25 protein-coding genes are annotated in these 24,460 nt (G+C 67.2%); 15 read left to right on the forward strand and 10 right to left on the reverse strand.

Annotation, left to right across the window (positions count from 1 at the left end; translation table 11 throughout):
- The first annotated feature begins 1 nt into the window (after nucleotide 1).
- Nucleotides 2-718 (forward strand): alpha/beta fold hydrolase, encoded by a 717-nt coding sequence (locus FMM79_RS11980; protein WP_240339134.1) that lies wholly within the window; start codon nucleotides 2-4, stop codon nucleotides 716-718.
- A gap of 22 nt (nucleotides 719-740) precedes the next feature.
- Here the strand turns inward: FMM79_RS11980 and FMM79_RS11985 are convergent, their stop codons facing one another.
- Together FMM79_RS11985 and FMM79_RS11990 are read right to left on the reverse strand one after the other, a co-directional pair.
- Complete coding sequence (locus FMM79_RS11985) at nucleotides 741-1,373, reverse strand: hypothetical protein (RefSeq protein WP_148627704.1); 633 nt, start codon at nucleotides 1,371-1,373, stop codon at nucleotides 741-743.
- 346 nt (nucleotides 1,374-1,719) lie between these two features.
- A complete protein-coding gene (locus FMM79_RS11990; RefSeq protein WP_148627705.1) occupies nucleotides 1,720-2,211 on the reverse strand; it encodes an RcnB family protein in 492 nt (163 codons plus the stop codon).
- Between the two features lie 360 nt (nucleotides 2,212-2,571).
- Here FMM79_RS11990 and FMM79_RS11995 point away from each other — a divergent pair, with 360 nt between their 5' ends.
- The 4 genes from FMM79_RS11995 (at nucleotide 2,572) to FMM79_RS12010 (ending at nucleotide 6,321) form a co-directional block, all read left to right on the forward strand.
- Nucleotides 2,572-3,624 (forward strand): PhoH family protein, encoded by a 1,053-nt coding sequence (locus FMM79_RS11995; protein ID WP_148627706.1) that lies wholly within the window; start codon nucleotides 2,572-2,574, stop codon nucleotides 3,622-3,624.
- A gap of 316 nt (nucleotides 3,625-3,940) precedes the next feature.
- Complete coding sequence (gene ybeY, locus FMM79_RS12000; RefSeq protein WP_148627707.1) at nucleotides 3,941-4,432, forward strand: rRNA maturation RNase YbeY; 492 nt, start codon at nucleotides 3,941-3,943, stop codon at nucleotides 4,430-4,432.
- A gap of 23 nt (nucleotides 4,433-4,455) precedes the next feature.
- On the forward strand, nucleotides 4,456-5,373 hold the full coding sequence (locus FMM79_RS12005) for a hemolysin family protein (RefSeq protein WP_148627708.1): 918 nt from the start codon (nucleotides 4,456-4,458) through the stop codon (nucleotides 5,371-5,373).
- A gap of 63 nt (nucleotides 5,374-5,436) precedes the next feature.
- The gene (locus FMM79_RS12010; protein WP_148627709.1) at nucleotides 5,437-6,321 is read left to right on the forward strand and encodes a LysR substrate-binding domain-containing protein; all 885 of its coding nucleotides are present in this window, start codon (nucleotides 5,437-5,439) and stop codon (nucleotides 6,319-6,321) included.
- Between the two features lie 79 nt (nucleotides 6,322-6,400).
- On the opposite strand, the gene FMM79_RS12015 is transcribed toward FMM79_RS12010, so the two are convergent.
- Both FMM79_RS12015 and FMM79_RS12020 read right to left on the reverse strand, forming a co-directional pair.
- On the reverse strand, nucleotides 6,401-7,117 hold the full coding sequence (locus tag FMM79_RS12015; RefSeq protein ID WP_162528497.1) for a rhomboid family intramembrane serine protease: 717 nt from the start codon (nucleotides 7,115-7,117) through the stop codon (nucleotides 6,401-6,403).
- A gap of 152 nt (nucleotides 7,118-7,269) precedes the next feature.
- Entirely contained in the window at nucleotides 7,270-7,734 is a 465-nt protein-coding gene (locus tag FMM79_RS12020; RefSeq protein ID WP_148627711.1) for a peptidylprolyl isomerase, read from the reverse strand.
- A gap of 195 nt (nucleotides 7,735-7,929) precedes the next feature.
- Here FMM79_RS12020 and mgtE point away from each other — a divergent pair, with 195 nt between their 5' ends.
- Together mgtE and FMM79_RS12030 are read left to right on the forward strand one after the other, a co-directional pair.
- On the forward strand, nucleotides 7,930-9,405 hold the full coding sequence (mgtE, locus tag FMM79_RS12025) for a magnesium transporter (RefSeq protein ID WP_148627712.1): 1,476 nt from the start codon (nucleotides 7,930-7,932) through the stop codon (nucleotides 9,403-9,405).
- A gap of 56 nt (nucleotides 9,406-9,461) precedes the next feature.
- Nucleotides 9,462-9,866 (forward strand): DUF1489 family protein, encoded by a 405-nt coding sequence (locus FMM79_RS12030; RefSeq protein WP_148627713.1) that lies wholly within the window; start codon nucleotides 9,462-9,464, stop codon nucleotides 9,864-9,866.
- Nucleotides 9,867-10,089: 223 nt separating this feature from the next.
- Here the strand turns inward: FMM79_RS12030 and nudC are convergent, their stop codons facing one another.
- Genes nudC through FMM79_RS12045 form a run of 3 tightly spaced genes read right to left on the reverse strand, consistent with a single transcriptional unit; the run spans nucleotide 10,090 to nucleotide 13,407 of the window.
- Complete coding sequence (gene nudC, locus FMM79_RS12035) at nucleotides 10,090-11,031, reverse strand: NAD(+) diphosphatase (protein ID WP_148627714.1); 942 nt, start codon at nucleotides 11,029-11,031, stop codon at nucleotides 10,090-10,092.
- 1 nt (nucleotide 11,032) lies between these two features.
- Nucleotides 11,033-12,343 carry a serine hydrolase gene (locus FMM79_RS12040; RefSeq protein ID WP_148627715.1) on the reverse strand — a complete coding sequence of 437 codons (1,311 nt, stop codon included), beginning with the start codon at nucleotides 12,341-12,343 and terminating at the stop codon, nucleotides 11,033-11,035.
- Nucleotides 12,340-13,407 (reverse strand): A/G-specific adenine glycosylase, encoded by a 1,068-nt coding sequence (locus FMM79_RS12045; RefSeq protein ID WP_148627716.1) that lies wholly within the window; start codon nucleotides 13,405-13,407, stop codon nucleotides 12,340-12,342. Before FMM79_RS12045 ends, FMM79_RS12040 begins: the two co-directional genes overlap by 4 nt.
- Nucleotides 13,408-13,488: 81 nt before the next feature.
- On the opposite strand from FMM79_RS12045, the gene FMM79_RS12050 reads away from it, so the two are divergent.
- From FMM79_RS12050 to FMM79_RS12070, 5 genes are all read left to right on the forward strand, one after another.
- The gene (locus FMM79_RS12050; RefSeq protein ID WP_240339135.1) at nucleotides 13,489-14,043 is read left to right on the forward strand and encodes a DUF721 domain-containing protein; all 555 of its coding nucleotides are present in this window, start codon (nucleotides 13,489-13,491) and stop codon (nucleotides 14,041-14,043) included.
- Nucleotides 14,040-14,825, forward strand: coding sequence for a thioredoxin domain-containing protein (locus FMM79_RS12055; RefSeq protein ID WP_148627718.1), 786 nt, complete (start codon nucleotides 14,040-14,042; stop codon nucleotides 14,823-14,825). Before FMM79_RS12050 ends, FMM79_RS12055 begins: the two co-directional genes overlap by 4 nt.
- Before the next feature lie 125 nt (nucleotides 14,826-14,950).
- Nucleotides 14,951-15,712 carry a thioredoxin domain-containing protein gene (locus FMM79_RS12060; RefSeq protein WP_148627719.1) on the forward strand — a complete coding sequence of 254 codons (762 nt, stop codon included), beginning with the start codon at nucleotides 14,951-14,953 and terminating at the stop codon, nucleotides 15,710-15,712.
- 45 nt (nucleotides 15,713-15,757) lie between these two features.
- Nucleotides 15,758-19,180 (forward strand): AAA family ATPase, encoded by a 3,423-nt coding sequence (locus FMM79_RS12065; RefSeq protein WP_148627720.1) that lies wholly within the window; start codon nucleotides 15,758-15,760, stop codon nucleotides 19,178-19,180.
- 233 nt (nucleotides 19,181-19,413) lie between these two features.
- Complete coding sequence (locus FMM79_RS12070) at nucleotides 19,414-19,938, forward strand: DUF3598 domain-containing protein (protein ID WP_148627721.1); 525 nt, start codon at nucleotides 19,414-19,416, stop codon at nucleotides 19,936-19,938.
- Between the two features lie 63 nt (nucleotides 19,939-20,001).
- Here the strand turns inward: FMM79_RS12070 and soxR are convergent, their stop codons facing one another.
- Nucleotides 20,002-20,442: a redox-sensitive transcriptional activator SoxR gene (soxR, locus tag FMM79_RS12075; RefSeq protein ID WP_148627722.1), complete on the reverse strand. Its 441-nt coding sequence runs from the start codon at nucleotides 20,440-20,442 to the stop codon at nucleotides 20,002-20,004.
- 299 nt (nucleotides 20,443-20,741) lie between these two features.
- Between soxR and FMM79_RS12080 the strand changes: the two genes are divergently transcribed.
- Nucleotides 20,742-21,113, forward strand: a complete 372-nt coding sequence (locus FMM79_RS12080; protein ID WP_148627723.1) for a VOC family protein — start codon at nucleotides 20,742-20,744, stop codon at nucleotides 21,111-21,113.
- A gap of 8 nt (nucleotides 21,114-21,121) precedes the next feature.
- On the opposite strand, the gene FMM79_RS12085 is transcribed toward FMM79_RS12080, so the two are convergent.
- Together FMM79_RS12085 and ubiA are read right to left on the reverse strand one after the other, a co-directional pair.
- Complete coding sequence (locus FMM79_RS12085; RefSeq protein ID WP_148627724.1) at nucleotides 21,122-21,796, reverse strand: SOS response-associated peptidase; 675 nt, start codon at nucleotides 21,794-21,796, stop codon at nucleotides 21,122-21,124.
- A 12-nt stretch (nucleotides 21,797-21,808) separates the two neighbouring features.
- Nucleotides 21,809-22,759: a 4-hydroxybenzoate octaprenyltransferase gene (gene ubiA / locus FMM79_RS12090; RefSeq protein ID WP_148627725.1), complete on the reverse strand. Its 951-nt coding sequence runs from the start codon at nucleotides 22,757-22,759 to the stop codon at nucleotides 21,809-21,811.
- 120 nt (nucleotides 22,760-22,879) lie between these two features.
- On the opposite strand from ubiA, the gene FMM79_RS12095 reads away from it, so the two are divergent.
- Together FMM79_RS12095 and FMM79_RS12100 are read left to right on the forward strand one after the other, a co-directional pair.
- A complete protein-coding gene (locus FMM79_RS12095; RefSeq protein WP_162528498.1) occupies nucleotides 22,880-23,623 on the forward strand; it encodes a M20/M25/M40 family metallo-hydrolase in 744 nt (247 codons plus the stop codon).
- An 8-nt stretch (nucleotides 23,624-23,631) separates the two neighbouring features.
- Complete coding sequence (locus tag FMM79_RS12100; protein WP_162528499.1) at nucleotides 23,632-24,282, forward strand: M20/M25/M40 family metallo-hydrolase; 651 nt, start codon at nucleotides 23,632-23,634, stop codon at nucleotides 24,280-24,282.
- Nucleotides 24,283-24,460 lie beyond the last annotated feature (178 nt).

The following is a 24,460-nucleotide window of genomic DNA, read 5'->3' on the forward strand; positions in this document are numbered from 1 at the left end:
CATGACCGCCATGTCGAGGGGCACCGACGCGCGCCAGCCGCTCGTGCTTGTCCCGGGCCTGTCGTGCGACGCGCGCCTGTGGGCCGCGCAAGTCGAAGGCCTCGCGGATGTCGCCGTCCCCATGATCGGCGACACGCTGCGCGACGACACCGTGCCCGCTATGGCGCGCCGCATCCTTGCCGCGGCCCCGCCGCGCTTCGCGCTCGCAGGGTTTTCGATGGGCGGCTACGTCGCCATGGAAATCTGGCGAAAGGCGCCCCAGCGGATCAGCCGCATCGCCTTTCTCGACACCAGCGCGGGGGCCGACGATGCCGACGCCGCACGGCTGCGCCAGGCCGCGATCACCACGGCCCGCAAGCGCAGCCTGGAGGCGGTGCTGCGCGGCAGCCTGCGGCGGCTCGTCCATCCCGATACAGAGCGCGCCACGGCCGAAGCGGTCGTCGCAATGGCGCTCGACGTCGGGCTGGAGACCTACGCCAATCAGCAGCGCGCGATCATGGCGCGACCCGATTCGCGCGCCGACCTTGCCCGAATTGACGTGCCCGCACTGGTGCTGGCGGGCGCGCAGGACAAGCTCACACCGCCCGAGCGCGCCCGCGCCATCGCCGCCCACACGCCCGGTGCGCGCCTCGAACTCGTGGAGCGGTGCGGCCACATGGCGCCGATGGAACAGAGCGCGGCGGTCACCGCACACCTGCGCGACTGGCTCGCCGCCTGACGCGCCCAGCTCAGGCACCGGCTCAGGGTTGCGCGGCGTCCTTTTCGGACGGGTTAAGATCGTCGGGCGTGATGAGCACGGTGCCCATGTCCCCGGCTTCGCCGATCTCGGCGCTCGTCGGGTTGGAGGCGTAGCGCGTTCCATCGAACGGCACGCGGCGGATACCGGTGGCCATGCCCCCGCCGGAAACCGAAACAGCAAGGTCACGCCAGCCATTGGTCGTGCTCTCCAGCACACCGACAGGAAGCTGCACCACCGAAAGATCGCCCACGATCCGGAAGCTGTCGCCGTCGGGCTTGAGCACGAGCAGGTTGCACCCCCCCGTCCCGCACATCATCGCCCCGCTGGCATAGGCAAGCACCTCTTCGGTGCCATCGCCATCGAGGTCCATTTTCGCGGTGTTCACGTGAACGACACCCAGATCGCCGCCCAGATCCTCCTCAATGTAGTTCTGTACGAAGGCCTCGGGATCCGCAACGAGAGCGTCGGACGCACCCGCACTGGCCGTCGCGCTCCGCTCTCCGGCCGGCGGCGCATCACCCTTGCAGCCCGCCAGCGCCAGGGCGAACGCAAGCGCAGCCGCGGGAACACTCTTGCGCGCAAGACCGAGACGAGCCGACGGGGCGGCGAACGAAGCCACGAGAGATTGGTTCATGGCGCGCAGGCTATCGACCCTGCGCGGCCCGGGCAAGCGCGCCTGCGCCGCGCAGGCACCGACTCGCCGCAAAGGTGCGCCTTTTCGAGAGGCAAAGTCAGGAAAAGGGAATATTTGATTTCGAGGGGGTCATCACCCCTTGCCCCCGGAATTGGCGACCTCACCATCCTCGGCAACCGCAGCGCGACAACGGTGAGCTCGACAGTTTGGGGCGCCCGAGGGCGATGGCCTTTGGATATATCTTTTCTGATTTTCTCGCCCCCTCCCTTTCGCAGCCCCCAAATACCAAGCGGCCCCGGTGCTTGCTCACCGGGGCCGCCGCAGGGGACTCGTTGGAGAAGGCAACTTACCAGAAGAAGCCGTTGTAGACGGTGAGAACACGTCCATTGCGGACGTTCACCAAGACCACGTCGTTGTTGTAGCGCACCCAGCGCGCACCGGCGCGGGGCGCGGGCAGACGATAGCGGGCGTAGTCATTCACCCAGTAACGGCTGCCGTAATAGGCGGGCTGGAACCGGCGCCCCACCGCGACCGGGCGGTAGCGATAGCCCGAGGGCCCGCGATAGGCCGAGCGGTGATAGACGTTGCGGTGGCTGCGGCGGTAGTCACGCCAGTCCTGGCGGGACTCGCGCTGGGCGCTACGCTTGTCGCGGCGGGCATCGCGGACATCCCGGCGGTCGCCATGACGCTCGGCCTGGCGCAGGTCACGACGCGCCTCGCGCACATCACGCTGGCTTTCGCGGGCCTCGCGGTAGCTCTGGGCCGAGGCCATCGTCGGCACCGCCAGAGTGGGAACGGCGACGCTGGCGGCAAGGGCCATCAGAATAAACTTACGCATGGACAACTCCTTCAACATGCAGCCGAGGTGGCGGTCTGTGGATTCAGGTTTGCACCACCCAATATGAACAAAGCGGGAGTGAGGCGTACAGCTGCCGCTCAGCACTGTCGCAGCGCTGCGACAGGTGCCGAAATGCCCGCGCAAATGCGTGGGATCGAGCGCCAGCTCTGGACAGCAACCACCTGAAAATAATTTCCGGATCCGATAGATTGCGCTGCTTCAGCGATGCTCCGAAAGGACTTTCAGAGCGGATTCTTTTCCACCGCCAACACCCCCTGCGCCCTGCCCCCTCTTGCAAGCGGACGCGCACAGGGCCATCTTTCGCCTTGGAAGCAAACCATCCTCATCAGAAAGGAACGCATGGCCCGTAAAGCAGCCCGCGCCGACGACGATACGGTGCACCTGAGGCCCGACACCCACCGTCGCGCCCGTGTCGAAGTGGAATTCGACGAACCCACGCTGCTGGGGGCTTTGTTCGGACAGTTCGATTCCAATCTCGTGCAGGTGGAGAACCGTCTCGGCGTCTACATTGCCGCGCGCGGCAACAAGATCCAGATCGAGGGACCCGAGGACGCCGTCGCCCGCGCGCGCGAAACGGTGACCGGCATGTACCGGCAGCTCGAACAGGGCCACCAGGAGCTCGATTCGGGCGCAATCGAGGCGCTCATCTCGATGTCGGCCGAACCTACTCTCGATGGCATCATCACCGGCGATGCCGACAACGGCGGCAAGGGCCCGCCGATCATGATTCGCACTCGGCGCAAGACCATCGTGCCGCGCTCCACCACCCAGATCGAATATATGCGCGCGCTGTCGAAATCGGACGTGATCTTCGCGCTCGGCCCGGCGGGCACGGGCAAGACCTACCTTGCGGTCGCCCAGGCCGTCTCGCAACTGATGACCGGCTCGGTCCAGCGTCTGATCCTCTCGCGCCCGGCGGTCGAGGCGGGCGAAAAGCTGGGCTTCCTGCCCGGCGATATGAAGGACAAGGTCGATCCCTACCTGCGCCCGCTCTACGACGCGCTCTATGATTGCATGCCGCCCGAGCAGGTGGAACGGCGCCTCGCCAGCGGCGAGATCGAGATCGCCCCGATCGCCTTCATGCGCGGGCGCACGCTCGCCGATGCCTTCGTCATCCTTGACGAGGCGCAGAACACCACGCGCGAGCAGATGAAGATGTTTCTCACCCGCTTCGGCCAGAACAGCCGTATGGTGGTGTGCGGCGACCCCAAGCAGGTCGACATCCCCGGTGGCGACCGCATGTCGGGCCTTGCCGATGCCGTGACCAAGCTCGAAGGCGTGGACGGGATTGCCGTCACCCGCTTCTCGGCCGCTGACGTGGTGCGCCACCCCATCGTGGGCCGAATCGTCGAAGCCTATGAGGGACCGCTTTCGCAGTACGACGAGGGCTAAGAAAGGAAGGAGTACACGATCTCAAGGGGGCATCACCCCTTTCCCAAAATTGGCGACCTCACTATCCTCGGCCAACGCGGTGCGACAAGGGTGAGCCAGACAGTTTGGGGAGCCAGAGGGCGATGGCCCTGGGAACGTCTCTTCCCTGCCACCTGCCAGGCGCCCTTGCAGTTTGCGCACGGACCTTTCGGCCCGCAATATTGCCTTGCGCTTCGCACATTGGCGTGACACGCGGCATGCAATACCGATTGCAAATTGGCCGATTTCCCGCTTTTCCCCGCTCGACCCCGGCGCTTCGGAGCGCTAAGGGGCGGCGATGGAACTCGAGATCGACATCGAAGCACCCTGGCCCGGCGACACCGATTGGGTGGACCTGGCCGAACGGGCGCTCGAGGCGCTTGTCCAGGTAGCTCCCGAGCTGGGCCACGAACGGCTGCTGACCAGCGTTCTGTTCACTTCGGATTCGCAGGTGCACACGCTCAACCGCGAGTGGCGCGCCAAGGACAAGCCCACCAACGTCCTTTCCTTCCCCATGCTGGAACGTGTCGAACTGTTGAATTTACAGCAAGACGGCCCGCCCGAAATGCTGGGTGACATTGCCCTCGCCGCAGAGACCTGCGCGCGCGAAGCAAGCGAAAAAGGCGTTTCCATTCAAGATCATGCTACTCATCTCCTGATTCACGGCCTGTTGCACCTGGCGGGCCTCGACCATGAGATTTCCGACGCCGACGCCGAGGCCATGGAGGCGCTCGAAACAAAGGCACTTGCGATTCTTGCCATTGCCGACCCATATGGGGACCGCAACTAACCTTCGAGGGATACCCAATCACGATGGCCGAAAATGGCCGCCACACCGACCCAGGAGACGGGGACAGTACCGGCACGCTCTGGCGTGCATTCCGCAAACTGTTCCAGGGGGACGCCGACCAGTCGCTGCGCGCGCAGCTGGAAGACGTCATCAACAACCATGAGGGCGAGACCGACGCGAACGGGGCGCCCAGCGGCGACCTGTCGCCGCTTGAGCGCCAGATGCTGCGCAACCTCCTCCACTTTTCCGAGCACGATGCCGACGACATCGCGATCCCGCGCGGCGAGATCGTGGCGATCGCCGCCTCGGCCAGCTTCGACGAAGTGGTCGAGGCCTTTGCCGAGCACGGCCATTCGCGCCTGCCTGTCTATGGCGAATCGCTCGATGACGTGAAGGGCATGATCCACATCAAGGACGTGTTCCCGATCCTTGCGCGCGGGGAGCCGGCCCCGGCCGACTGGACAAGCCTGCTGCGCCGGCCGCTGTTCGTACCCCAGGCACGCGGCGCGCTCGACGTGCTGGCCGACATGCGCGCGCAGCGCGTGCACTTGGCCGTCGTCATCGATGAATACACCGGCACCGACGGCATCATCACCATCGAGGACCTCGTCGAGGAAATCGTCGGCGACATCGAGGACGAGCACGACGAGGCCGCCGAAGAGTGGCTGGTGCCGCTCGAGAATGGGGTCTGGGACGCGGATTCGCGCGCCGAACTCGAGGACGTGGCCGAGCGTATCGACCCGCGCCTTGCCGAGATCGAGGAAGCCGTGGATACTCTGGGCGGCCTGGCGTTCGTCCTCGCCGAGCAGGTCCCCCAGGTCGGCACGATCCTGGAGCACGACAGTGGCTGGCGCATAGAAATTACCGACGGCAACGAGCGGCACGTCACGAGGCTTCGCCTCCACCCGCCTCTCGAAGAGCCCGTCCGAGAGGAAGACTGAGAGTACCCATGCACACCGTCGCACTCCCGCGGGCGGTGAACCGAAGCGAAAAGACCCGAGACATTGCCTGTACGTCGACTTCCCCCACTGCGCGCGCTTGAAGCGTTCGTCCGCGTCGTCCGCCTAGGATCCGCCAAGGCCGCCGCGAACGAGCTCGCGCTCAGTCCGTCCGCCCTCTCCCGCCGTGTCGCCGCTCTCGAGGACTTCACCGGCAAGCGTTTGTTCACCCGTCAGCACCAGGCGATGAAGCTGACCGACGAAGGCCAGGCCTTCTACAACGTCGTCGGCCCCAAGCTCGAAGAGCTGGCCGAGGCGGTGGAATCGCAGATCGACCGTGGCCAGGTCCTGCGCCTGCACCTGGGCGTGCCTTCGCTGTTCGGTGGCCAGCGCCTGTTCCCGCGCTTGCCCGAGCTGCGCAAGTTGCACCCGCGCCTGCACATCGACATCGACACCGGCACGCATCTGGAAGCGCGCGTGGGCGACACGCTCGATGCCGCCGTGATCCTGGCCAAGGAACCGGACCCGGCCTTCTACCGTGTCCAGCTCGACCACAACAAGGTCTACGGTATCGTCTCGCGCGATATGGCCAACGACCTTGGACCGCGCCCGGACAAGGACAAGCTCTCCAAGCAGACCTTCCTCATCCATCAGGACCTGCCCGACAGCCTCGATGCGTGGAAGAAGGCGATCGGCCTGCCGGATCTGGAGCCCGCCTCGGTCGACAAGTTCGACTCCGGCCAGCTCGTGCTCGAAGCCGCCGCGCAGGGGCTGGGCATCGCGATCATGCACGACGACCACTTCCGCCGCTCGAATGACGGCCGCCTCGCGCGCCTTTACGACATCGACGTGGAAAGCCCCTACCGCTACTGGTTTGTGTGCCGCCCCAAGGCGCTTGAAACGCGTCCCGTGCGCATGTTCCACGAGTGGCTGCAACAGGCCGGCCTCTAAAACGTCCTGGCCACGGCCCGAACTTCACAAGCCCCCCTCACGCCCGTCAGGCCGGATCAGCGCGATCCGGCCCGTCGGCCTATCCTTCGCCGCAAGCGCCCGTCCTGCCCAGCGCGCCCAGTGCCACCAGGACCGGGGCGAGCAGGAACCCGGTAACAAAGCCGCCCAGATGGGCCTCCCAGGCCAGTCCCGAGGCGCCCCCGAAAAGCACCGGCACCCCGCCCAGCGCGCAGACCGCCCAAATGTGGGTCCGCGCCATGGCCAGCACCTGGCGCCCCGTCGCGACCGAGCAGACCTCGCCCACACCCGCACTCATCGCCTTGTGCCGGGCGAGAAAGCCGATCAGCCCGAACACCACGCCCGAGGCGCCCAGCAGGCCCTCGCCACCGGCGCGGTGGAGCGCAAGATAGGCCACCCCCCCGGCCAGCCCGCTTGCCTCGAAGAGCAAGCCAAGGCGCAGCCAGGCGGACAGCCCTCCGCCCAGTCGATACACCGCCAGCGCGGCCAGCGGCACGAAGGCGAAGGCCGTGATCGCGAAGTGCAGCGCGGACGCATGGGCAAACATGTGCATCTGCAAAGTCGCCAGCTGCCCCTCGCCGAGCGCCTCGTGCGAGACCCGCCAGGCCAGCATGTGGTCGGTGTCGAACAGACGCACGATGAAGACGTAGGCCATGAAGCCCAGCAGGGCCCAGCCGGGCGCATAGTCTTCCCAGGGGATCACGGGACCGGGGCGCTCCTCTCGCCCGACCCTGCGATCCTCTGCGCATATGTGCACCGCCACCCGTTCGCTGCTCATCACACCCTCCATCAAGGCGCGATGGTATCAAGCGATTCGCCGCAGGGGTGTGTTCTGGATCACGCCCACGAAAAAAGGGCGCTCCCTCAAGAGGAAGCGCCCTTTTTCAGTGTGTCCGCACCCTCACAAGGGAGCAAAATCGGCCCGCAATCTTACGAAAGCGCGGCCTTCACGATCTTGCCGGGCTCACGCGGCGGCTCGCCCTTGGGCAGCGCGTCGACGTGATCCATGCCTTCGACCACTTCACCCCAGACGGTGTACTGCTTGTCGAGGAAGCGCGCATCGTCGAAGCAGATGAAAAACTGGCTGTTCGCCGAGTGCGGGTAGCTGGTGCGGGCCATCGAGCACACGCCGCGCACATGCGGCTCGGCGCTGAACTCGGCCTGCAGGTCCGGCTTCTCCGAACCGCCCATGCCGGTACCATTGGGGCAGCCGCCCTGCGCCATGAAGCCGGGGATCACGCGGTGAAAGAGGATACCGTCGTAGAAACCTTCCGAGGTCAGCTCCTTGATGCGCTCGACGTGACCGGGGGCCAGGTCGGGGCGCAGCTTGATCTTGACGTCGCCGCCCTCGCCGTTGCCGGTGTCGAGCGTGAAGGTGAGAAATTCATCAGCCATCGAAAACTCCTGTCGCCGCGCGGATGCGGGCCGTTAGGTGTGCTGGCAGCCCGCGCGGGGGCGGGCGCCATGGGAACCGGCCCCGATATAGGCGATGGTGCGCCATTGTCACGTTCCGCGCGGCCAGCGTGCACGAAATTCATCCGCGCCGGGGTGGACTGTTGCAATTGCGAAATTGCCGCGTAGACCCGCCCCATGAGCGATACGGATCTCAAGGACGAACGGATCGAGGACGCAGATCTGCGCGACGAGAAGCTTGATGCGTCCGAATTTCCCGAGGATCCGGACGGTGAGCCCGAAACCGAGAGCGAAAGCCTCGATGAGGACAACCGCCTCAAGGCCGACTACGTCCGCGCGGTCAAGGATGCCTTGTGGGAGGAAGACTTCGACCGGGTCTACGAACTGGTCGAACCGCTGCACCCCGCCGACATTGCCGACCTTTTCGAGCTCGTCGATGCCGACGAGCGCCCGGTGCTCGCACGCTCGATCCGCGACCTCATGGGCGTGGAGGTCATCGCGGAGCTGAACGACTGGGTGCGCGAGCTCCTCGTCGAAACGCTGCCCGCCGAAGTCGTCGCGGGCTTTGCGGGCGAGCTCGACACCGACGATGCCGTCGCGATGCTGGAGGACCTCGACGAGGACAACCAGCGCGCGGTCCTGGCCGAAATGGAGCCGGAAGACCGCGCGGCCATCGAATCGGCGCTGTCCTACCCCGACGAGTCCGCCGGGCGCATGATGAGCCGCGAGTTCGTGGCCGTGCCCGAGACGATGACGGTCGGTGACCTCATCGACTTCCTGCGCGAACACCGCGAACTGCCGACCGAGTTCTGGGAAGTGTTCATCGTCGATCCGATGCACCGCCCGATCGGCACCTGCGTCCTGTCTTGGATCCTGCGCTGCCCGCGCAACATCCCGCTCTACGACGTGATGAAGCGCGAGCAGACGCTGATCCCGGTCGATATGGACCAGGAAGAAGTCGCGCTGCGTTTCCAGAAGTACGCACTGATCTCGGCCGCGGTGGTCGACACCTCGGGCCGCCTCATCGGCCAGATCACGGTCGACGACGTGGTCCACATCATTTCCGAGGAGGCGGGCGAGGACGCCCTCCTCCTCTCCGGGGCAGGCGATGGCGACATCAACGAGCCGATCCGCGATGCCTGGTCGGGGCGCGTGCGCTGGCTCATCGCGAACCTCCTCACGGCCACGCTCGCCTCGGCGGTCATCGCCATGTTCGAGGACACCATCGCGGCCATGGTCGCGCTCGCCACGCTGATGCCGATCGTCGCGGGGCTGGGCGGCAACGCGGGCACGCAGACGCTGGCCGTGACCGTGCGCGCGCTCGCGATGAACCAGCTTACCCCCAGTAACGCCTGGCGCGCGGTCCGGCGCGAGATGACCATCGCGCTCCTCAACGGCGGCACGGTCGCCGTCATCATCGGCATCGCGGTCTCGCTGATCTTCGGCAACCCGATGCTGGGCGGGGTGATCGCCGCGGCCATGATGACCAACATCGTGATTGCCGGGATGGCGGGCGTGCTGATCCCGCTGACGCTCGAACGGCTCAAGGCAGACCCGGCGATTTCGTCCTCGGTCTTCGTGACGATGACGACCGATTCGATGGGCTTCCTCGTCTTCCTCGGCCTTGCCACGATGTCCGGACTGGTCGGCTAAGCGCGCACGCACGTTGCGTGTTGGCGTTCGGGCCCATCCTCCCTATCTAGCCTGTCATGCCGCTGCACCTGACGAAGATTGCCTTTGCCGCCCAGAGCCCTGCCGACCTGCGCGGCTGGCTGGAAAGCCACGCGCCACTGGGCGAGGCGCGACTCACCACCCGCTACGTGCCCAAGCGGCAGGCCGAAATGGTGGGCGGCTCGCTCTACTGGATCTTCGAGCACGCGCTCATCGGACGCTCACCGATCCTGGGCTTCGAACAGCGCGAAAGCGACGGGCGCTGGGACATCCGCCTCGAACCCCGGCTGATCCCGGTCGTCACCAAGCCCAAGCGCGCGCACCAGGGCTGGCGCTACCTCAAGGACGAGGACGCCCCGCGCGACCTCACCGATGGCGAGGACAGCGGCGACATCATGCCCCCCAAGCTGGCGCGCGAACTGATGAAGCTGGGGCTGGTCTGAGAACGTCGTCGAACATCGGGAAGCCGAATTTCAGGACGAAATCAATGAGTCAGAAGGATGATTCCGACGGCCATTGCCCTCCGGCTCCCCAAATTGTCGGCCTCACCTTCCACGCGCTACGTTGGCCGAGAATGGCAAGGTCGTCCATTTTGCGTTCAAGGGGCGATGGCCTCTTTAAAAACTTCCTACTATTGCCTTCCCTGGAGCTTCACGCCTTTCCCGATCATTGCACCGGCCCGCGATCCAGCCACCACTTGAGCAGAAGATAGGCCACCGCGCTTTGCGAAGGGGCATCGAAGGCGAGGCCTGCCTCGCCGCTCTCGGTCTTGGCCGCGACGGCTTGCTCGACTTCGGCGCGGGTGAACCAGCGCACATCGTCGAGTTCGGTCTCATCCATGGTGATGGCGTCGTCTTCGGCCACCGCGTGGCAGGCGATCATCAGCGAAGAGGGAAAGGGCCAGGGCTGGCTGGCGATGTAGGTCACGTCATGGACGCGCACGCCTGCTTCCTCGAATACCTCGCGCGCGACCGCCTCTTCCACCGTCTCGCCCGGTTCGACGAATCCGGCGAGTGCGGAGTAGCGCCCTTCGGGGAAGCGCGGCTGGCGGCCCAGGAGCAGCCGGTCCTCGTGCTCGACCGACATGATCGTGACCGGATCGACGCGCGGAAAATGGGGCACGCCGCAGACCGAAGAGGTGCAGGAGCGCTGCCAGCCGCCCTTGTTGAGCACGGTTTCGCTGCCGCACTGCGCGCAGAAGCGGTGCCGTGCGTGCCAGCCGACGAGCGCGCGGGCTCCACCGTAGATCGCCAGTTCTTCGTGGCTAAGCACGGCCATCGCGCTCCAGCTGGCTGGCCCTGCGTGCGGGGTTTCACCCGGCTGGACGACAGGGACAGGCGCAAAACAGGCGCGGCGGTCGCCGCCTTCGCCTTCCAGCCCCAGGAACACCAGTTCGGCCTCGGGCGACACGGCATCGAGATCGCCCCAGCGCAGCGTGTCGTGCGAGCTCAGCAGTGGGTCGAGCCCGTCGAGCAGCAGCACCCGCGCGCCCGGTCCGCGTAGCCGGGCGAGCGCCTCGGGATTGGAGCGGATGTGGTCGGCCCGGTCGAGCGGCGATCCGGCGTAGGCAATCGGCGCGATGGGGATGGTGGCGAGGCGGGCGGACATGTCAGGTTCTCTCCAGGAGCGCGGTCACGTCGGCTTTGAGCGCCGACTGGAATTCGGGAAGCAGGCGGCTGGCCTCGGGCGGCATGAACTGGACGAAAATCTGCGAGCGAAGCCCCTTGGCCATGTCGACCATGGCCACCGTTCCAGCCGCGCCCGACCAGCCGAACATGCCGCTCTCGGGCCCCATGCCAACGCGTCCGCCCGCGCCGAAGCCGGATGGTCGCCCTTGCGTGACGGGCCCAGCGACACCGTCGGGCAGGAGGTTTCGAGTGCCCGTGCGCACGGCGAGTTCGGAAAGGATGCGCCGCCCGTCCAGTTCGCCAAACTGGGCCAGAAGGCGCAGGAAGCGGTCATAGTCGGCCGGTGTACTGACCAGCCCCGCCCCGCCGAAGGGAAACGGCGGGGGATCGAGGTAGATCGAGTCCTCACCCTTATCGATAGGTACGAGCCCCTCGCCGAGCGCCCCGTAGTTGGTGGTCAGGCGCCCCGCCTCCTCGCGCGGGACCTGGAAGGCGGTGCTCTCCATGCCCGCGGGCGCGAAGATCACCTTGCTCAGGTACCTGTCGAAGGAAAGGCCCGAGACCACCTCGATCACCCGGCCCACAAGATCGAGCCCCATCGAGTAGATCCACTTCGTACCCGGATCGGCCACCAGCGGGACCTGCGCCAGCCGCGAGGCAAAGAGGTCGAGGCTGCCTACCGTCTCGCCGGCAAAGATACCCGGCACCTTCATGCGGCTGACCTGCCCCGGGATCAGGCCCTTGTCCTCCATCAGACCCTTGATCGGCCCCTTCTGAACGATAGTGTAGCCGAGGCCTGCGGTGTGGGTGAGGAGGTGGCGGATGGTGATTGCGCGGGGCGCGTCGTGCAACTCATCCAGTGAACCGTCGTAGCGGTCCTGCACCCTCATGTTCGCATATTCGGGCAGAATTTCGTGCAGGGGTTGATCAAGGCCGAGCAGGCCATCGGCGATCAGCTGCATCGCGGCCATGCCGGTGACCGGCTTGGTCATCGAGTAGATGCGAAAGAGGCTGTCGGGCCGCATCGCGGTATCTTCAGTAAAGCTCTGCATGCCCGAGAGGACGTATTCGGGCGCCTGCCCGGGAAGGCCCAGCGTCGCGATCATGCCGGGAAAGCGTCCCGGCCCGGTCCAGCGCGCGAGGACGGCGCGCACGCGGGGGAGCAGGTCGCGGTCCTGCGCGGCAAGCGCCAGCCGGGGGAGCAGCGGCGCGCCCAGTCCGGCGGCCGCGCCCAGCATGAGAAGACGGCGCCGGTCGAGCGCGTGCTGCATGCCCTCAACCTCGTGTCTCATGCATCCTCTCCCATGTGGGCCAGAGCCAGCCGCGCGGCCTTAACAAAGAGCGTGGGGAGCCCGGCTTCATCCAGCTTCTCGAGCGGCCACCATTCGCCTTCGCCCAGGTCTTCGGGCGGGCTAGCTCCGGCGTGGATGGCAAGGTGCAGGTCCAGCGCGAAGTGGCTGAAGACATGGGAGACACGGCCCGCCGGCTCCCATGGCCCCTCGGCCAGATCCACGCCATGGCCGTCCTGACGCGCGGCCCAGCCATCGTCCGGAAGCGCGCGCATACCGCCCAGCATCCCCTTGCCCGCGCGGCGCACCAGCCAGACATGGTCTTCGCCAGAGATCCGCGCCTCGATCCAGAAGGCGCGGCCCGTACGGGTGGGTTTCGCCTTCTTGGGAGCCTTGACCGGCAGGCGCGCAGGGTCGCCCGAAGCCCGCGCGGCGCAGGTGTCCGAGAGCGGGCAAAGCAGGCACTTGGGCCCGCGCACCGTGCAAATACCCGAGCCCAAGTCCATCATCGCCTGCGCAAAATCGCCCGCACGGGCATCGGGCGTTATTTCGTCGGCGCGCTCGCGGATCTCGGGACGGCTGGCGGGCAGCGGGGTCTTGATCGAAAAGAGCCGCGAGACGACGCGCTCGACATTGGCATCGACCACGACCGCGCGCGCACCAAAGGCAATCGCGGCAACCGCTGCGGCGGTATAGGGGCCAAGCCCGGGAAGCGTGCGCAGCTCGGCCTCGGTCTTGGGAAAAGTCCCGCCCCGCGCAGCCACCTCGCGCGCGCAGGCGAGCAGGTTGCGGGCCCGGGCGTAATAGCCCAGCCCCGCCCAGGCGGCCATGACCTCCTCGTCCGGCGCGGCGGCAAGATCGGCCACACTCGGCCACAGCCGGGTGAATTTGGCGAAGTATTCCTTTACTGCAGCCACCGTGGTCTGCTGGAGCATGACTTCGGAAAGCCAGACGCGGTAGGGATCGGGCGCGGGGCTTCCGGGCGGCGCGCGCCAGGGCAGCGTGCGGGCGTGTGCATCGTACCAGTCGAGAAGTCGCTCGGCGGTGGTTTCGCGGCTGGCGTCCATGCGCCCCCTATGGCATTGGAGGGCGCGCAAGGGAACGGCACAAATTGCGCAAAAAGGCGAAGCAAAACTTTGGACAGCACCGTGGACAAGACGCCAAGCAAGACCAAGGGCCAAGCCCGGTCTAGGGCCGCACCAAAGACCTTCGAGCGCGCGCGCGGCGGACAGGCCCGCGCGATCAGCGACCTCATGCCCAATGTCGGGCGCACCGCCTTTCGCCGCTTCGGCTTCATGCAGTCGAGCGTGGTGACGCGCTGGCCCGAGATCGTGGGCGCGCGCCACGCCCGCGTCTGCACGCCCGAGGCAATCCGCTTCCCGCCGGGCGAGAAGTGCGACGGTATCCTGCAGCTGGTGGTCAAGCCCGCCCACGCCACGCTGATCCAGCACGTCATTCCCGAGATCATGGACCGAGTGAACCGCTTTTTCGGCTACAAGGCGGTCGCCAAGGTCAAGATCCGGCAAGGCGAGGTTAAGCCGCCGCCTGCCACCCAGAGCCGCGCCGCGCCGCCTTCGCTCAAACCAGTCCCCTACGAGCTGGGCGAATCGCTGCGCGACATCGGGGATCCGGAACTGCGCGCGGTGCTGGAATCGCTGGCCCGCAGCATGGGCGCCAAAGCCGAACGGAACGACGAGACATGACACCTGCGACCAAGACTCTCTCCCTTTTCGCGCTGAGCGCGGCCGCGCTGGCGGCAGGCAGCCTTGCCGCGCCGACACCCGCCAGTGCCGCCGAAGGCAAGACCAACCGCAACGGGCAGGTCACCGTCACCGGCAACGGCAGCCATACGCTGGGCAACCCCGCCGCGCCGGTGAAGGTGACCGAGTACATCAGCTACACCTGCTCGCACTGCGCCGCGCTTCACCGCGAGGCCGATCCGGTCCTGCGCACCACCGCAATCCCCCAGGGCAAGGTCGCGCTCACCGTCTCGAACCTTGTGCGCAACCCCGTCGACATCACCATTGCCCTTCTTACCTCGTGCGGCGATCCCAAGACCTTCTTCGTGCGCCACAACGCCTTCCTCGCCTCGCAGGACACCTGGCTGCCCAAGGCGGCATCGGCCAGCGAAGTCCAGCGCAAGCGCTGGGCCGAAGGCGAACTGCCCCAACGCCTGCGCGCGATCGCCAGCGATCTGGGCTTCTACGAAAAGGTCGAGCACTTCGGCGTCACCCGCAGCCAGGCCGACCAGTGCCTGGCCGACACGGCCCAGCTCGACAAGGTCATGGCCCAGCATAACGCCGCTTCGCAGTTGAAGCTGACCGGAACGCCCGGGATCGTCATCAACGGCAAAGTCCTCTACGCCACGAAGGACGGCAAGGTCCTCCAGAACCCGATGGGTGGCCCGCTCCAGGCAACGCAGTGGAAGGACATGTCCGCCGCGATCTCCAAGGCGCTCGCCGCCAGCACCGCCGGGCAGATCTGACCCCGGCGCCTTCCGCACCCAACTGTGCCCCCAACTGTGCATAGATGGCTGGGGGGGACTGCGCGCCCCTCAACCTTGCGTCCGGTTTCTGCCAGACTGCTTCATCAACCAAGGATTCGCGACACATGACTTCCCCTGCCCTGCGCAAGATCGCCCTCGGCCTCTTCGTGGCCCCGCTCGCTCTTGGCCTCGCGGCCTGCGGCGACAAGGCCGCCGAGAGCGAAGCGCCGGTCGCCAGCGAGGCGCTCGCCACCATCGCGCCGCCCGAGGGCACCGAATGGGCCAGCGTCATCAGCAAGACCGAGGACGGCGGCTACCGCATGGGCAACCCCGAGGCGCCGATCAAGCTGGTCGAATATGGTGCGCTGTCGTGCTCGCACTGCGCCCAGTTCGCCAAGGAGAGCTTCGCGGACCTGCGCGATGATTACATCAAGAGCGGCCGCGTCAGCTACGAGATCCGCTTCTTCATGCTCAACCCCTATGACTTTTCGGCCACGATGCTCGCCACCTGCGGCCCGGACGAGGCGGTGATCCCGCTGGCGGAGCAGTTCTGGGCCTGGCAGGCCAACATGTTCGAGAACCTGCAAAGCGCGGGCGAGGAAAAGCTCCAGCAGATCGGCGCGATGCCGCGCGACAAGCAATTCGCCGCGCTCGCCGAAGCCTCGGGCATGACCGACTTCTTCGCCTCGCGCGGGATTTCCAGGGAGCAGGGCGCGCAGTGCCTCGCCAAGACCGAAACCGCGCAAGCCTTCGCCGACCAGACCGATAAGGCCGGCAAGGAAAAGAACATCACCGGCACTCCCACCTTCTTCATCAACGGCGCCAACGTCGGCTCGATGGAGTGGGAACCGCTCGAAGCCAAGCTGCAGCAGGCCGGCGCGCGCTGATGCCACGGGCGGTCCTTCCCTGCCCCCTGCGGGCGTAGGGCCGCCATGCATTTCCGGCGTCTCAAGCTCACCGGCTTCAAGAGCTTCGTCGAACCTTCCGAACTCTACATCGAGCCCGGCCTGACAGGCGTCGTGGGCCCGAACGGCTGCGGCAAGTCCAATCTTCTCGAAGCGCTGCGCTGGGTCATGGGCGAAAGCTCGCCCAAGTCGATGCGCGGCGGCGGCATGGAGGACGTGATCTTCGCGGGCACATCGGGACGCCCGGCGCGCGCCTTTGCCGAAGTCGTCCTCCAGGCCCGAACCAAGGACAGCGAGGAATTGGAGGTTGTGCGCCGGATCGAGCGCGGCGCGGGTTCGGCCTACCGCGTCAACGGGCGCGACGTGCGCGCCAAGGACGTCGCCCTCATCTTTGCCGACGCTGCCACCGGCGCGCACAGCCCCGCTCTGGTCAGCCAGGGCCGGATCGCGGCGGTCGTCGCCGCCAGGCCCGCCGAGCGCCGCGCGATGCTGGAAGACGCGGCCGGGATCTCGGGCCTCCACGTGCGCCGCAAGGACGCCGAACAGAAGCTGCGCGCGACCGAGACCAACCTCGCCCGGCTCGAGGACATCATGGCCGGCCTCGACAAGCAGGTTGCCGGCCTGCGTCGCCAGGCCAGGGCGGCCGAACGCTACAAGCAGATCTCCGAGCAGATCCGTCACGCCGAGGCGCGCCTCCTCTACGCCCGCTGGCGCGATGCCGCCGCCGCCGCCGAGACCGCGAAGAGGGAGGCCGAGGCCGCCGACACCCGCGTCGGCGCCGCCCAGCGCGCCGCGTTCGAGGCGCAAAAAGCGCAAGGCGCCGCCGCGCAAAACCTTGTCACCGCGCGCGACGAGCAAACCGACCGGCGCGACGACGTCCAGGCCCAGGCCCACCGTCTTTCCACCCTCACAAACCAGTTGAACACGGCCGAGGAGCGGCGCGCAGACCTCAAACGCCAGAAAGCCCGGCTGGAGGAAGATCGCGACCACGCCGACCGTGTCACGCGCGAAGCCGCCGAAGCGCTGGCGAAACTGGAGACGGACCTGTCCGAGGGCGCCGCGAAACTAGCCGAGAACGAGGCCCTGCGCCCGCGCCTTGCCAACGCGCTCGAAGGGGCGGAGCGTGCCGCCCGCAGCGCCGAACTCGACCTCGCGCAGGCCACCGCCGCGCAGGCCGGGGTCGATGCCGAATGGCGCATCGCTGCGGCCGAACTGGAGCAGGCGCAAGACCGCCTCGACCGGCTTGCCGCCGAGGCTGCAAAGCTGGAGCAGCAGCGCACCGCCCTCGCGCTGGAAGACGACCCCAAGGCCGCCCTCGCCACCGCCCGCGCCGAAGCCGAGGCGGCCAGCGCCGAGCTGGCCGACGCGCGCGCCGCGCTGGAAGCGCTGGGTCAGCGCAAGAGCGCACTGCAGGCCGAGCGCGATGCGGCCGCCTCCGCTCTCGCGGGCGCCCGGGCCGACCTTACCGGCGTGGAGCGCGAGCACGCCGCCCTCGTGCGCGACCGCGAGGCCCGCGCCAAGGGCGCCAAGGCCGCGCATGGCCTGCCCCGCGCGATCGACGCCCTGCGCGCCGAGCCCGGCTACGAACGCGCGCTCGCCGCCGTGCTGGGGCGCGACGCCAAGGTGCCGCTCGGGCTCGTGGACGGAGCCGAAGGCCGTTTCTGGAGCGGGGCTGTGGCCCCCGCTGCCGTAGCCGACAGCCTCGCCGCCCACGTTCCCGAATACCCCGAGGAACTGGCCGCCCGACTCGCGCTCGTCCATGTTGCGCCTGAGGACGATGGCCGCGCGCTCGCGCCGGGCGAATGGCTGGTGACGATGGGCGGCGTGCTCAGGCGTTGGGACGGCTTTATCGCGCGCGGCGAAGGCGGGGCCGAAGCTGCCCGGCTCGAAGCGGAAAACCGGCTCGCCGAACTGAAAGAGCGTCTGCCCCCCTTGCGCGCGGCCGTCACGTCCGCCGAAACGCAGCAAAAAGACGCGCAGGCCGCGCTCTCCGCCCTCCAGAGCGACATCGTGGCCGCCGAACGCACGGTCGCCGAGGCCACCAACGCCGAACGCGCCGCCCTGCGCCGCGTCGATCAGGCCGAGGCCGCGCGCGAACGCCACGCCGCCCGTGCCGCCGAGCTCGCGACGGGCCTCGAAGACCTCACCCACCGCCGCGAAGCCGCCGAGGCCGAGCTCGCTGAAGCCCAGACAAAACGCGCGGACCTCCCTGATCCCGAGGCGGGCCGCGCCGCACTTGAAGCCGCCCGCACCCGCAACGCCGAGGCGCGCGAAGCGCACCAGGCCGCGACCGCCCAGCTCGCCGCGCACGACCAGGCTCTCGCCGTCGCGCGCGAGAGGCACGCCGCGCACGCCAGCGACATCCGCAACTGGCAGACGCGGGCAGGCGATGCCGCCTCACGCCTCGCGCAGATGGCCGGGCGGCTCGACGAGATCGAGACCGAACGGCGCATCGTCGCCGCCAAGCCGGACGCGCTCCACGACCAGATCGCCGAGGCCGAAGCGGTCCGCACCCGGCTCGCAGGCGACCTCACCCATGCCGAAGAGGCCGTGGAGGCGGCGCAGGAGGCTGCCAAGGCCGCCGACACCGCGCTCGCCGCCGCGCAGGAGGAGCTCGCCAGCGCCCGCGAAGCGCGCGCCGGGGCCAACGCGCGCGCCGAGAACGAGGACGCGCGCCGCGTGGAACTCGCCCGCCTTTCAGGCGAGCGCTTCCAGTGCCCGCCCCCGGTGTTGGCGGAACGCTACGCCTTTACCGCCGACGAGGTAGGCTCCGCCGAAATCGAGAACGCACAGCTGGAAAAGCTCGCCGCCGAGCGCGAGCGGATCGGCCCGGTCAACCTCGTCGCGGCCGACGAACTCGCCGCGGCCGAAGCGCAGCTGGGCACATCGGTGAGCGAGAAGGAAGAGTTGGCCGAGGCGGTCACGCGCCTGCGCGGCTCGATCGGCAATCTCAACCGCGAGGGACGCGAGCGCCTGCGCGCCGCGTTCGAAGCGGTCGATGCGCACTTCCAGCGTCTCTTTACCCAGCTGTTCATGGGCGGCAACGCGCACCTGGCCTTCATCGATTCGGACGATCCCCTCGAAGCGGGCCTCGAGATCTACGCCCAGCCGCCGGGCAAGCGGCTGCAATCGCTCACGCTGCTTTCGGGCGGCGAACAGGCGCTGACCGCGGTTGCGCTCGTCTTTGCGCTCTTCCTCACAAACCCCGCCCCGATCTGCGTCCTCGACGAGGTCGACGCCCCGCTCGACGATGCCAATGTCGAACGCTTCTGCGATCTGCTCGATGCCATGACCCGCGAGACGCAGACTCGCTACCTGATCGTCACCCACAACGCGGTAACGATGAGCCGGATGCACCGCCTGTTCGGGGTCACGATGGTCGAAAAGGGCGTCTCGCGCCTGGTCAGCGTGGATCTGGGCGGAGCGGAGGAATTGCTCGCCGCGGAGTAGACGAAAAGAGGGCACAGGGGGCCATCGCCCCATGGCCTCGGAAATATCCTTCCATCCTTTCCCCAAAACGCTTGCCCGTGCGATAAATTGGCTTAATGGCATACCAATTGATCGCACGCCGGATAGCCCCGCAAGGGGCTCTCCCCCGGCACCGCGTTCGCGCAAGAACAGTCCGGCCCCGTCCGCGTAGCCCCGCCGGCGGGCCGAACGATCCCCCGGAAGGAGAGTACCCCGTGACCGACCTGATCAACCAGCCCGGCGTGCGTGAAGCCATGCCGATCCTCGCCTCGAACGAAGGCGTGTGGGAAGGCTGGTACCGCTACTACGATGCCAAGACCGGCGAACTCGTCGACCAGCACAAGTCGCGCCTGATCTGCCGCCTGATCCACAAGGACGGCGTCGATCACTACCACCAGACCAACTACTATTTCTGGGAAGACGGCCGCAAGGACGTGCGCGACTTCCCCGCCGTCTACAAGGATGGCCGCATCTGGTGGGACAACGACCTCATCAAGGGCTGGGCTGCCGAGATGAAGCCCGACGACTACAACCGCTCGACCTGCCTGAACTGGACCCGCAAGAACGAGCCGGGCATCTACCTCTACGAGATGATCCAGAACAACGACGCGCGCACCCACCGCTCGCGCACCTGGCAGTGGTTCCGCGACGGCATCTGCTACCAGCGCACGCTGATCGACGAGAAGTTCATTACCCCCGACTGGCAGAACTTCACCAACGAGGACGCGCCGGACATCTGAGGCTGCGCCCGACAGACCGCAATAGAAGGGCTGCGCCAAGGCGCGGCCCTTTTTCATGGTGCATCAGTCGCTTGCCAAAACCAGCCGGGGCCCCGGACCTTCGCGCCCTTTCACGTCTTCAGCGTTGTAGAGCTGGCACTTGGCAAGGCTCAGACACCCGCAGCCAATGCACCCATCAAGCCGGTCGCGGGTGCGCTCGAGCATCGCAATCTGGTCCTCGATCGCACGGCGCATTGAACGGCTGATGCGCGCCCAATCCTGTGCACTCGGCGTACGGCCCTGTGGCAGGCGCGCCAGTTCGCGCTCGATCTCGGCGAGCGGCAGGCCCAGCTTCTGCGCGATGAGGATGAAGCTCACACGCCGGATGTCCGAGCGCAGGAAACGCCGCTGGTTCCCGCTCGTGCGCAGCGCCTGGAGCAGGCCCTTCTCCTCGTAGAAACGGATCGCGGAGGTCGTCACGCCCGTGCGCCGGGCCAGTTCGCCGATGGTGATGAAGCTGGGCATCGCGGTCTCCGGGAGTTGAGAAGAACAAAGGTAAAGATCCGAGGGCCATCGCCCTCGGGCTCCCAAAACGGTCGAGCTCACCTTTTTCGCGCCGCCTCGGTGGACAAAGGTGAGGTTGCCATTTTCCGGGGGGCGAGGGGAGATTCCCCCTCGAAAAAGACGTCTTTCTTGGCCCGATCCCTTCCCGCTGCAGCCGCCTTCACACAGCAAGCAAATTTCCCGCTTGATTTCAACCTAACTTGAACTTGCACTTTCTCCAAGCCGGCTGATTCGCCGGTGACACGAGAAGGAGAAACGCCATGGCCCGGGGCCGTCTGGAGCACGCCAACATCACCGTCAGCGACATCGATCGCTCGTCCCGCCTGCTGCAAAGCCTGCTCGGCTGGCACAAGCGCTGGCGCGGGCCCGCCATCAACGGCGGCGAGACGATCCATGTCGGCGAGGAGTTCAGCTACATCGCTCTTTATACCGACCGCAAAGCGCACGAAGGCTTTGCCAAGGGCGAACCGCTCAACCACATAGGGCTGGTGGTAGACGATCTCGACGCGGCCGAGGCGGTGGTGATCGCGGCCGGGCTTACCCCGTTCAACCACGGCGATTACGAACCGGGACGGCGTTTCTACTTCTTCGACTGGGACCACATTGAATTCGAGGTGGTCAGCTATGAATGAGCCGTTGCTCAAAGAAGCCGGGGCATGGTCTCGTCCGCGCCCCCGGCCGTCGCCTCGCCCTTTTCGCCTGTCGCTGGAAGATCGCCTGCGCCGGTCCATAGCCGCCGTGTTCGCTCTACCGTCAGCGGCGCTGGAGAGGTAACGCACAGATGAAAAGCCTCTTCTGGCGGGGCCTCGATCCAGCGGGACCAGTCGCGCCGGGGGAGGAGGACGGGCATGCGGTCATGGACATCGACCATCTGCTTGCAGGCGGGCGCCATGACCAGGGTGTAGACCCGGCCCCATTCCGGACTCTCGCGCCACAGGCCCGCAACCGCGAAGGTGTCCACCCCCTCGATCCCGTACCAGGTGCGCGTCATCTGCCCCGCCTTGCCCTCCGGCTCGGCCCAGCAAGTGACGGGCACCAGGCAGCGTCGGTGGACGAAGCTGTCCTTCCAGAAACGGGTGTGCAACTTGTCGTCGCGCGCGTTGGTGACGGGCTTGGGCTTGAGAGGCTGGCCCTGCCGGCCCTTCAGCACCAGCGGGAAGCCCCAGGTCATCGTCTGCGCGCGGCCCTCGGCAACGACAAGGCCGGAGTAGCCGGGATAGACGTCCTCGGCAAAGTTCGCGCCCTCTGCGGGGAGGACCTCGAACAGGGCGGCGATCTCCGCGGTGCCCCTGGTCATGCGGTAGAGATTGCACATGGGGCCAGGCGCCTAGACGACCCCGGCGTTGCCCACCACCCAGCAGGCCAGCACCATCACGAAGCCCAGATCCCGGTTCGAGCGGAACCGCGCGAGGGCGTTATCGCCGTCCCGAGTGTCGAGCGTCACGACCTGGAAACCCAGGTGCATGACAACCGGCACCAGCGCCATCATGCCCACCCAGTCGGGACGCATGGCCCAGAAAGCCAGCCCCCAGAAGGCGACTGCCAGCGCGTAGAAGCCGCCCACACCCGCGCGCACATGCTTGCCGAGACGCCGTGCGGACGAGCGGATGCCCACCAGCGCGTCGTCCTCGCGGTCCTGAATCGCATAGATCGTGTCGTAGCCGATGCACCATACGATGCAGCCCGCATAGAGTGCGGCGAGCGCCCCCAGCTGGTCTTGCCGGACCTCGATCCAGCCGACCAGCGCGCCCCAGGTGAATACAAGGCCCAGCCAAGCCTGCGGCCACCAGGTAATGCGCTTCATGAACGGATAGGCTGCGACGAGCGCCACGCTGCCCAGCGCCACCAGCTGCGCTTCAAGGCGCAGTTGGAAGAGGACCACGAGGCCGACCGCGCAAAGCAGCAAGAGCCAGCCCCAGGCGGCCTTCTTGCTCACCCGCCCGCTCGCCACCGGGCGCTGCGCGGTGCGCGCCACCTTGCGGTCGAGGTCGGCATCGACGATGTCGTTGAGCACGCAGCCCGCGCCGCGCATGGCAATCGAGCCGACCAGCAGCCAGGCGATCAGCCCCAGGCGCTGCTCGCCCCCCGCCAGCATCACGCTCCACGCGCAGGGCCAAAACAGCAGCCACCAGCCGATAGGACGGTCAAATCGGGCCAGCATCGCGTAGTCGCGAAGCTGCGGCGGCAGGGCCGCGACGAGGCCACGTTGCTGGCTGTCGGGGACGAAAGTAGGATCACTCACTCCCCGGGAAATACCGGATCGGGACGCCCCTGTCATGCCCTGAGTGTCCCATGCACACAGCCTTGCCGCTTTGGCGTTGCGCACAGTGCACGAACGCGCAACAACACAGGCTCGCTCACAACGCGATCACGTATGGGGGACATGGATAAGATGCGCTTGAACACACTCGCCTTTCGTACCGCGATGGGAAGTACCCTGGCGCTCTGCGCCCCCGCCGCGATGGCCCAGGAGCCCGAGACGCCCGCGGGCCGCGAAGCGCTCACCGTTCTCCAGGAAGCCGTCGCCATTCCCACCGTCCAGGGCCGCAGGCAGGTCCCGGTGCTCGCCGCAAAGCTCAAGGCACGCCTGCTCGACGCCGGATTCGCCGAGGACGAGGTAACCTTCGTGCCCCAGGGCGAAACCGGCTACCTCCTCGCCCGCTACCCGGGCCGTGACCGCAAGGCGCCTGTCACCGCGATCATCGCGCACATGGACGTCGTTGAGGCCAAGCCCGAGGACTGGGAACGCGATCCCTTCACCCCGGTGATCGAGGACGGCTACCTGTTCGGGCGCGGCTCGCTCGACAACAAGGCCGGGCTCTCCATCGTCGCCGCGACGATGATGAAGCTGCGCCGCGAAGGCTGGGTCCCGGCGCACGACATCGTGCTCGGCTTCTCGGGCGACGAGGAAACCCAGATGGCGACCACCGCCGCGATGGCCAGCGCCATCGTCCACGAGGCGGGCAAGGTCGATCTCATCCTCAACGCCGATTCGGGCGGCGGCACGCTCGACGCGGCGGGCCGGCCCTTCGTCTACGAGGTCCAGGCAGGCGAGAAGACCTACGCCGACTACAAGCTGACGCTGACCGATCCCGGCGGCCACTCCAGCGTCCGGGCGCGACCAACGCCATCGCCGCCATGAGCGCGGCCATGGAGAAGATCTGGGCCTACAAATTCCCGGTCACCGTCAGCCCGCTGACCAGGGCCTACTTCGAAGGCAGTGTGGAGGCCGCCCCCGCCGAGGTGGCGCCCGCCATGCGCGCGCTCATCGCCGATCCCACCGACACGAAGGCCGCCGCCACGCTGTCCGCGCGGCCCGAATATATCGGCCTCATCCGCACGACCTGCGTGCCCACGATGATCGAGGGCGGCCACGCCCCCAACGCTCTCCCCCAGTCGGTCAGCGCCAACGTCAATTGCCGCATCTTTCCCGGCACCTCGCGCGCCAGCGTGCAGGAGACGCTCGCCCAGGTGATCGCCGATCCCGAGATCACCATTGCCTTCCAGGACAACGGCACGCTCGAATCGATCGAGAGCCCCTTGCGCAGCGATGTCATGCAGGCAGTCGGGGTGGCTGTCCACGAACGCGCACCTGCGCTGTCCATCGTGCCGGGCATGAGCGCTGGCGCGACCGATTCGATGCACTTTCGCGCCAAGGACATTCCCGCCTTCGGCGTCTCGGCTGTGTTCATGGAGCCCAAGGACGAATTCGCCCACGGCCTCAACGAACGCCTGCCGCTCGCCACACTCGACCCTGCGGTGAAGCAGTGGGAGACGCTGCTGCGCACGCTGTTGAAGTAGATAAGAAAAGGGAATTTCCGAGGGCCATCGACCTCGGGTTCCCGGAACTGTCTGGCTCACCTTTGTCCCGCTGCCTTGGCCGAGAACCGTGAGGTCGCCGATTTTGGGAGCCCGAGGGCGATGGCCCTCGGACCTGCACTTCTTCCCGCTCCCCTCGATCTTTCCCTTTGATCTCCCC

The sequence above is a fragment of the Novosphingobium sp. BW1 genome (assembly GCF_008107685.1).
Lineage (GTDB): Bacteria > Pseudomonadota > Alphaproteobacteria > Sphingomonadales > Sphingomonadaceae > Novosphingobium.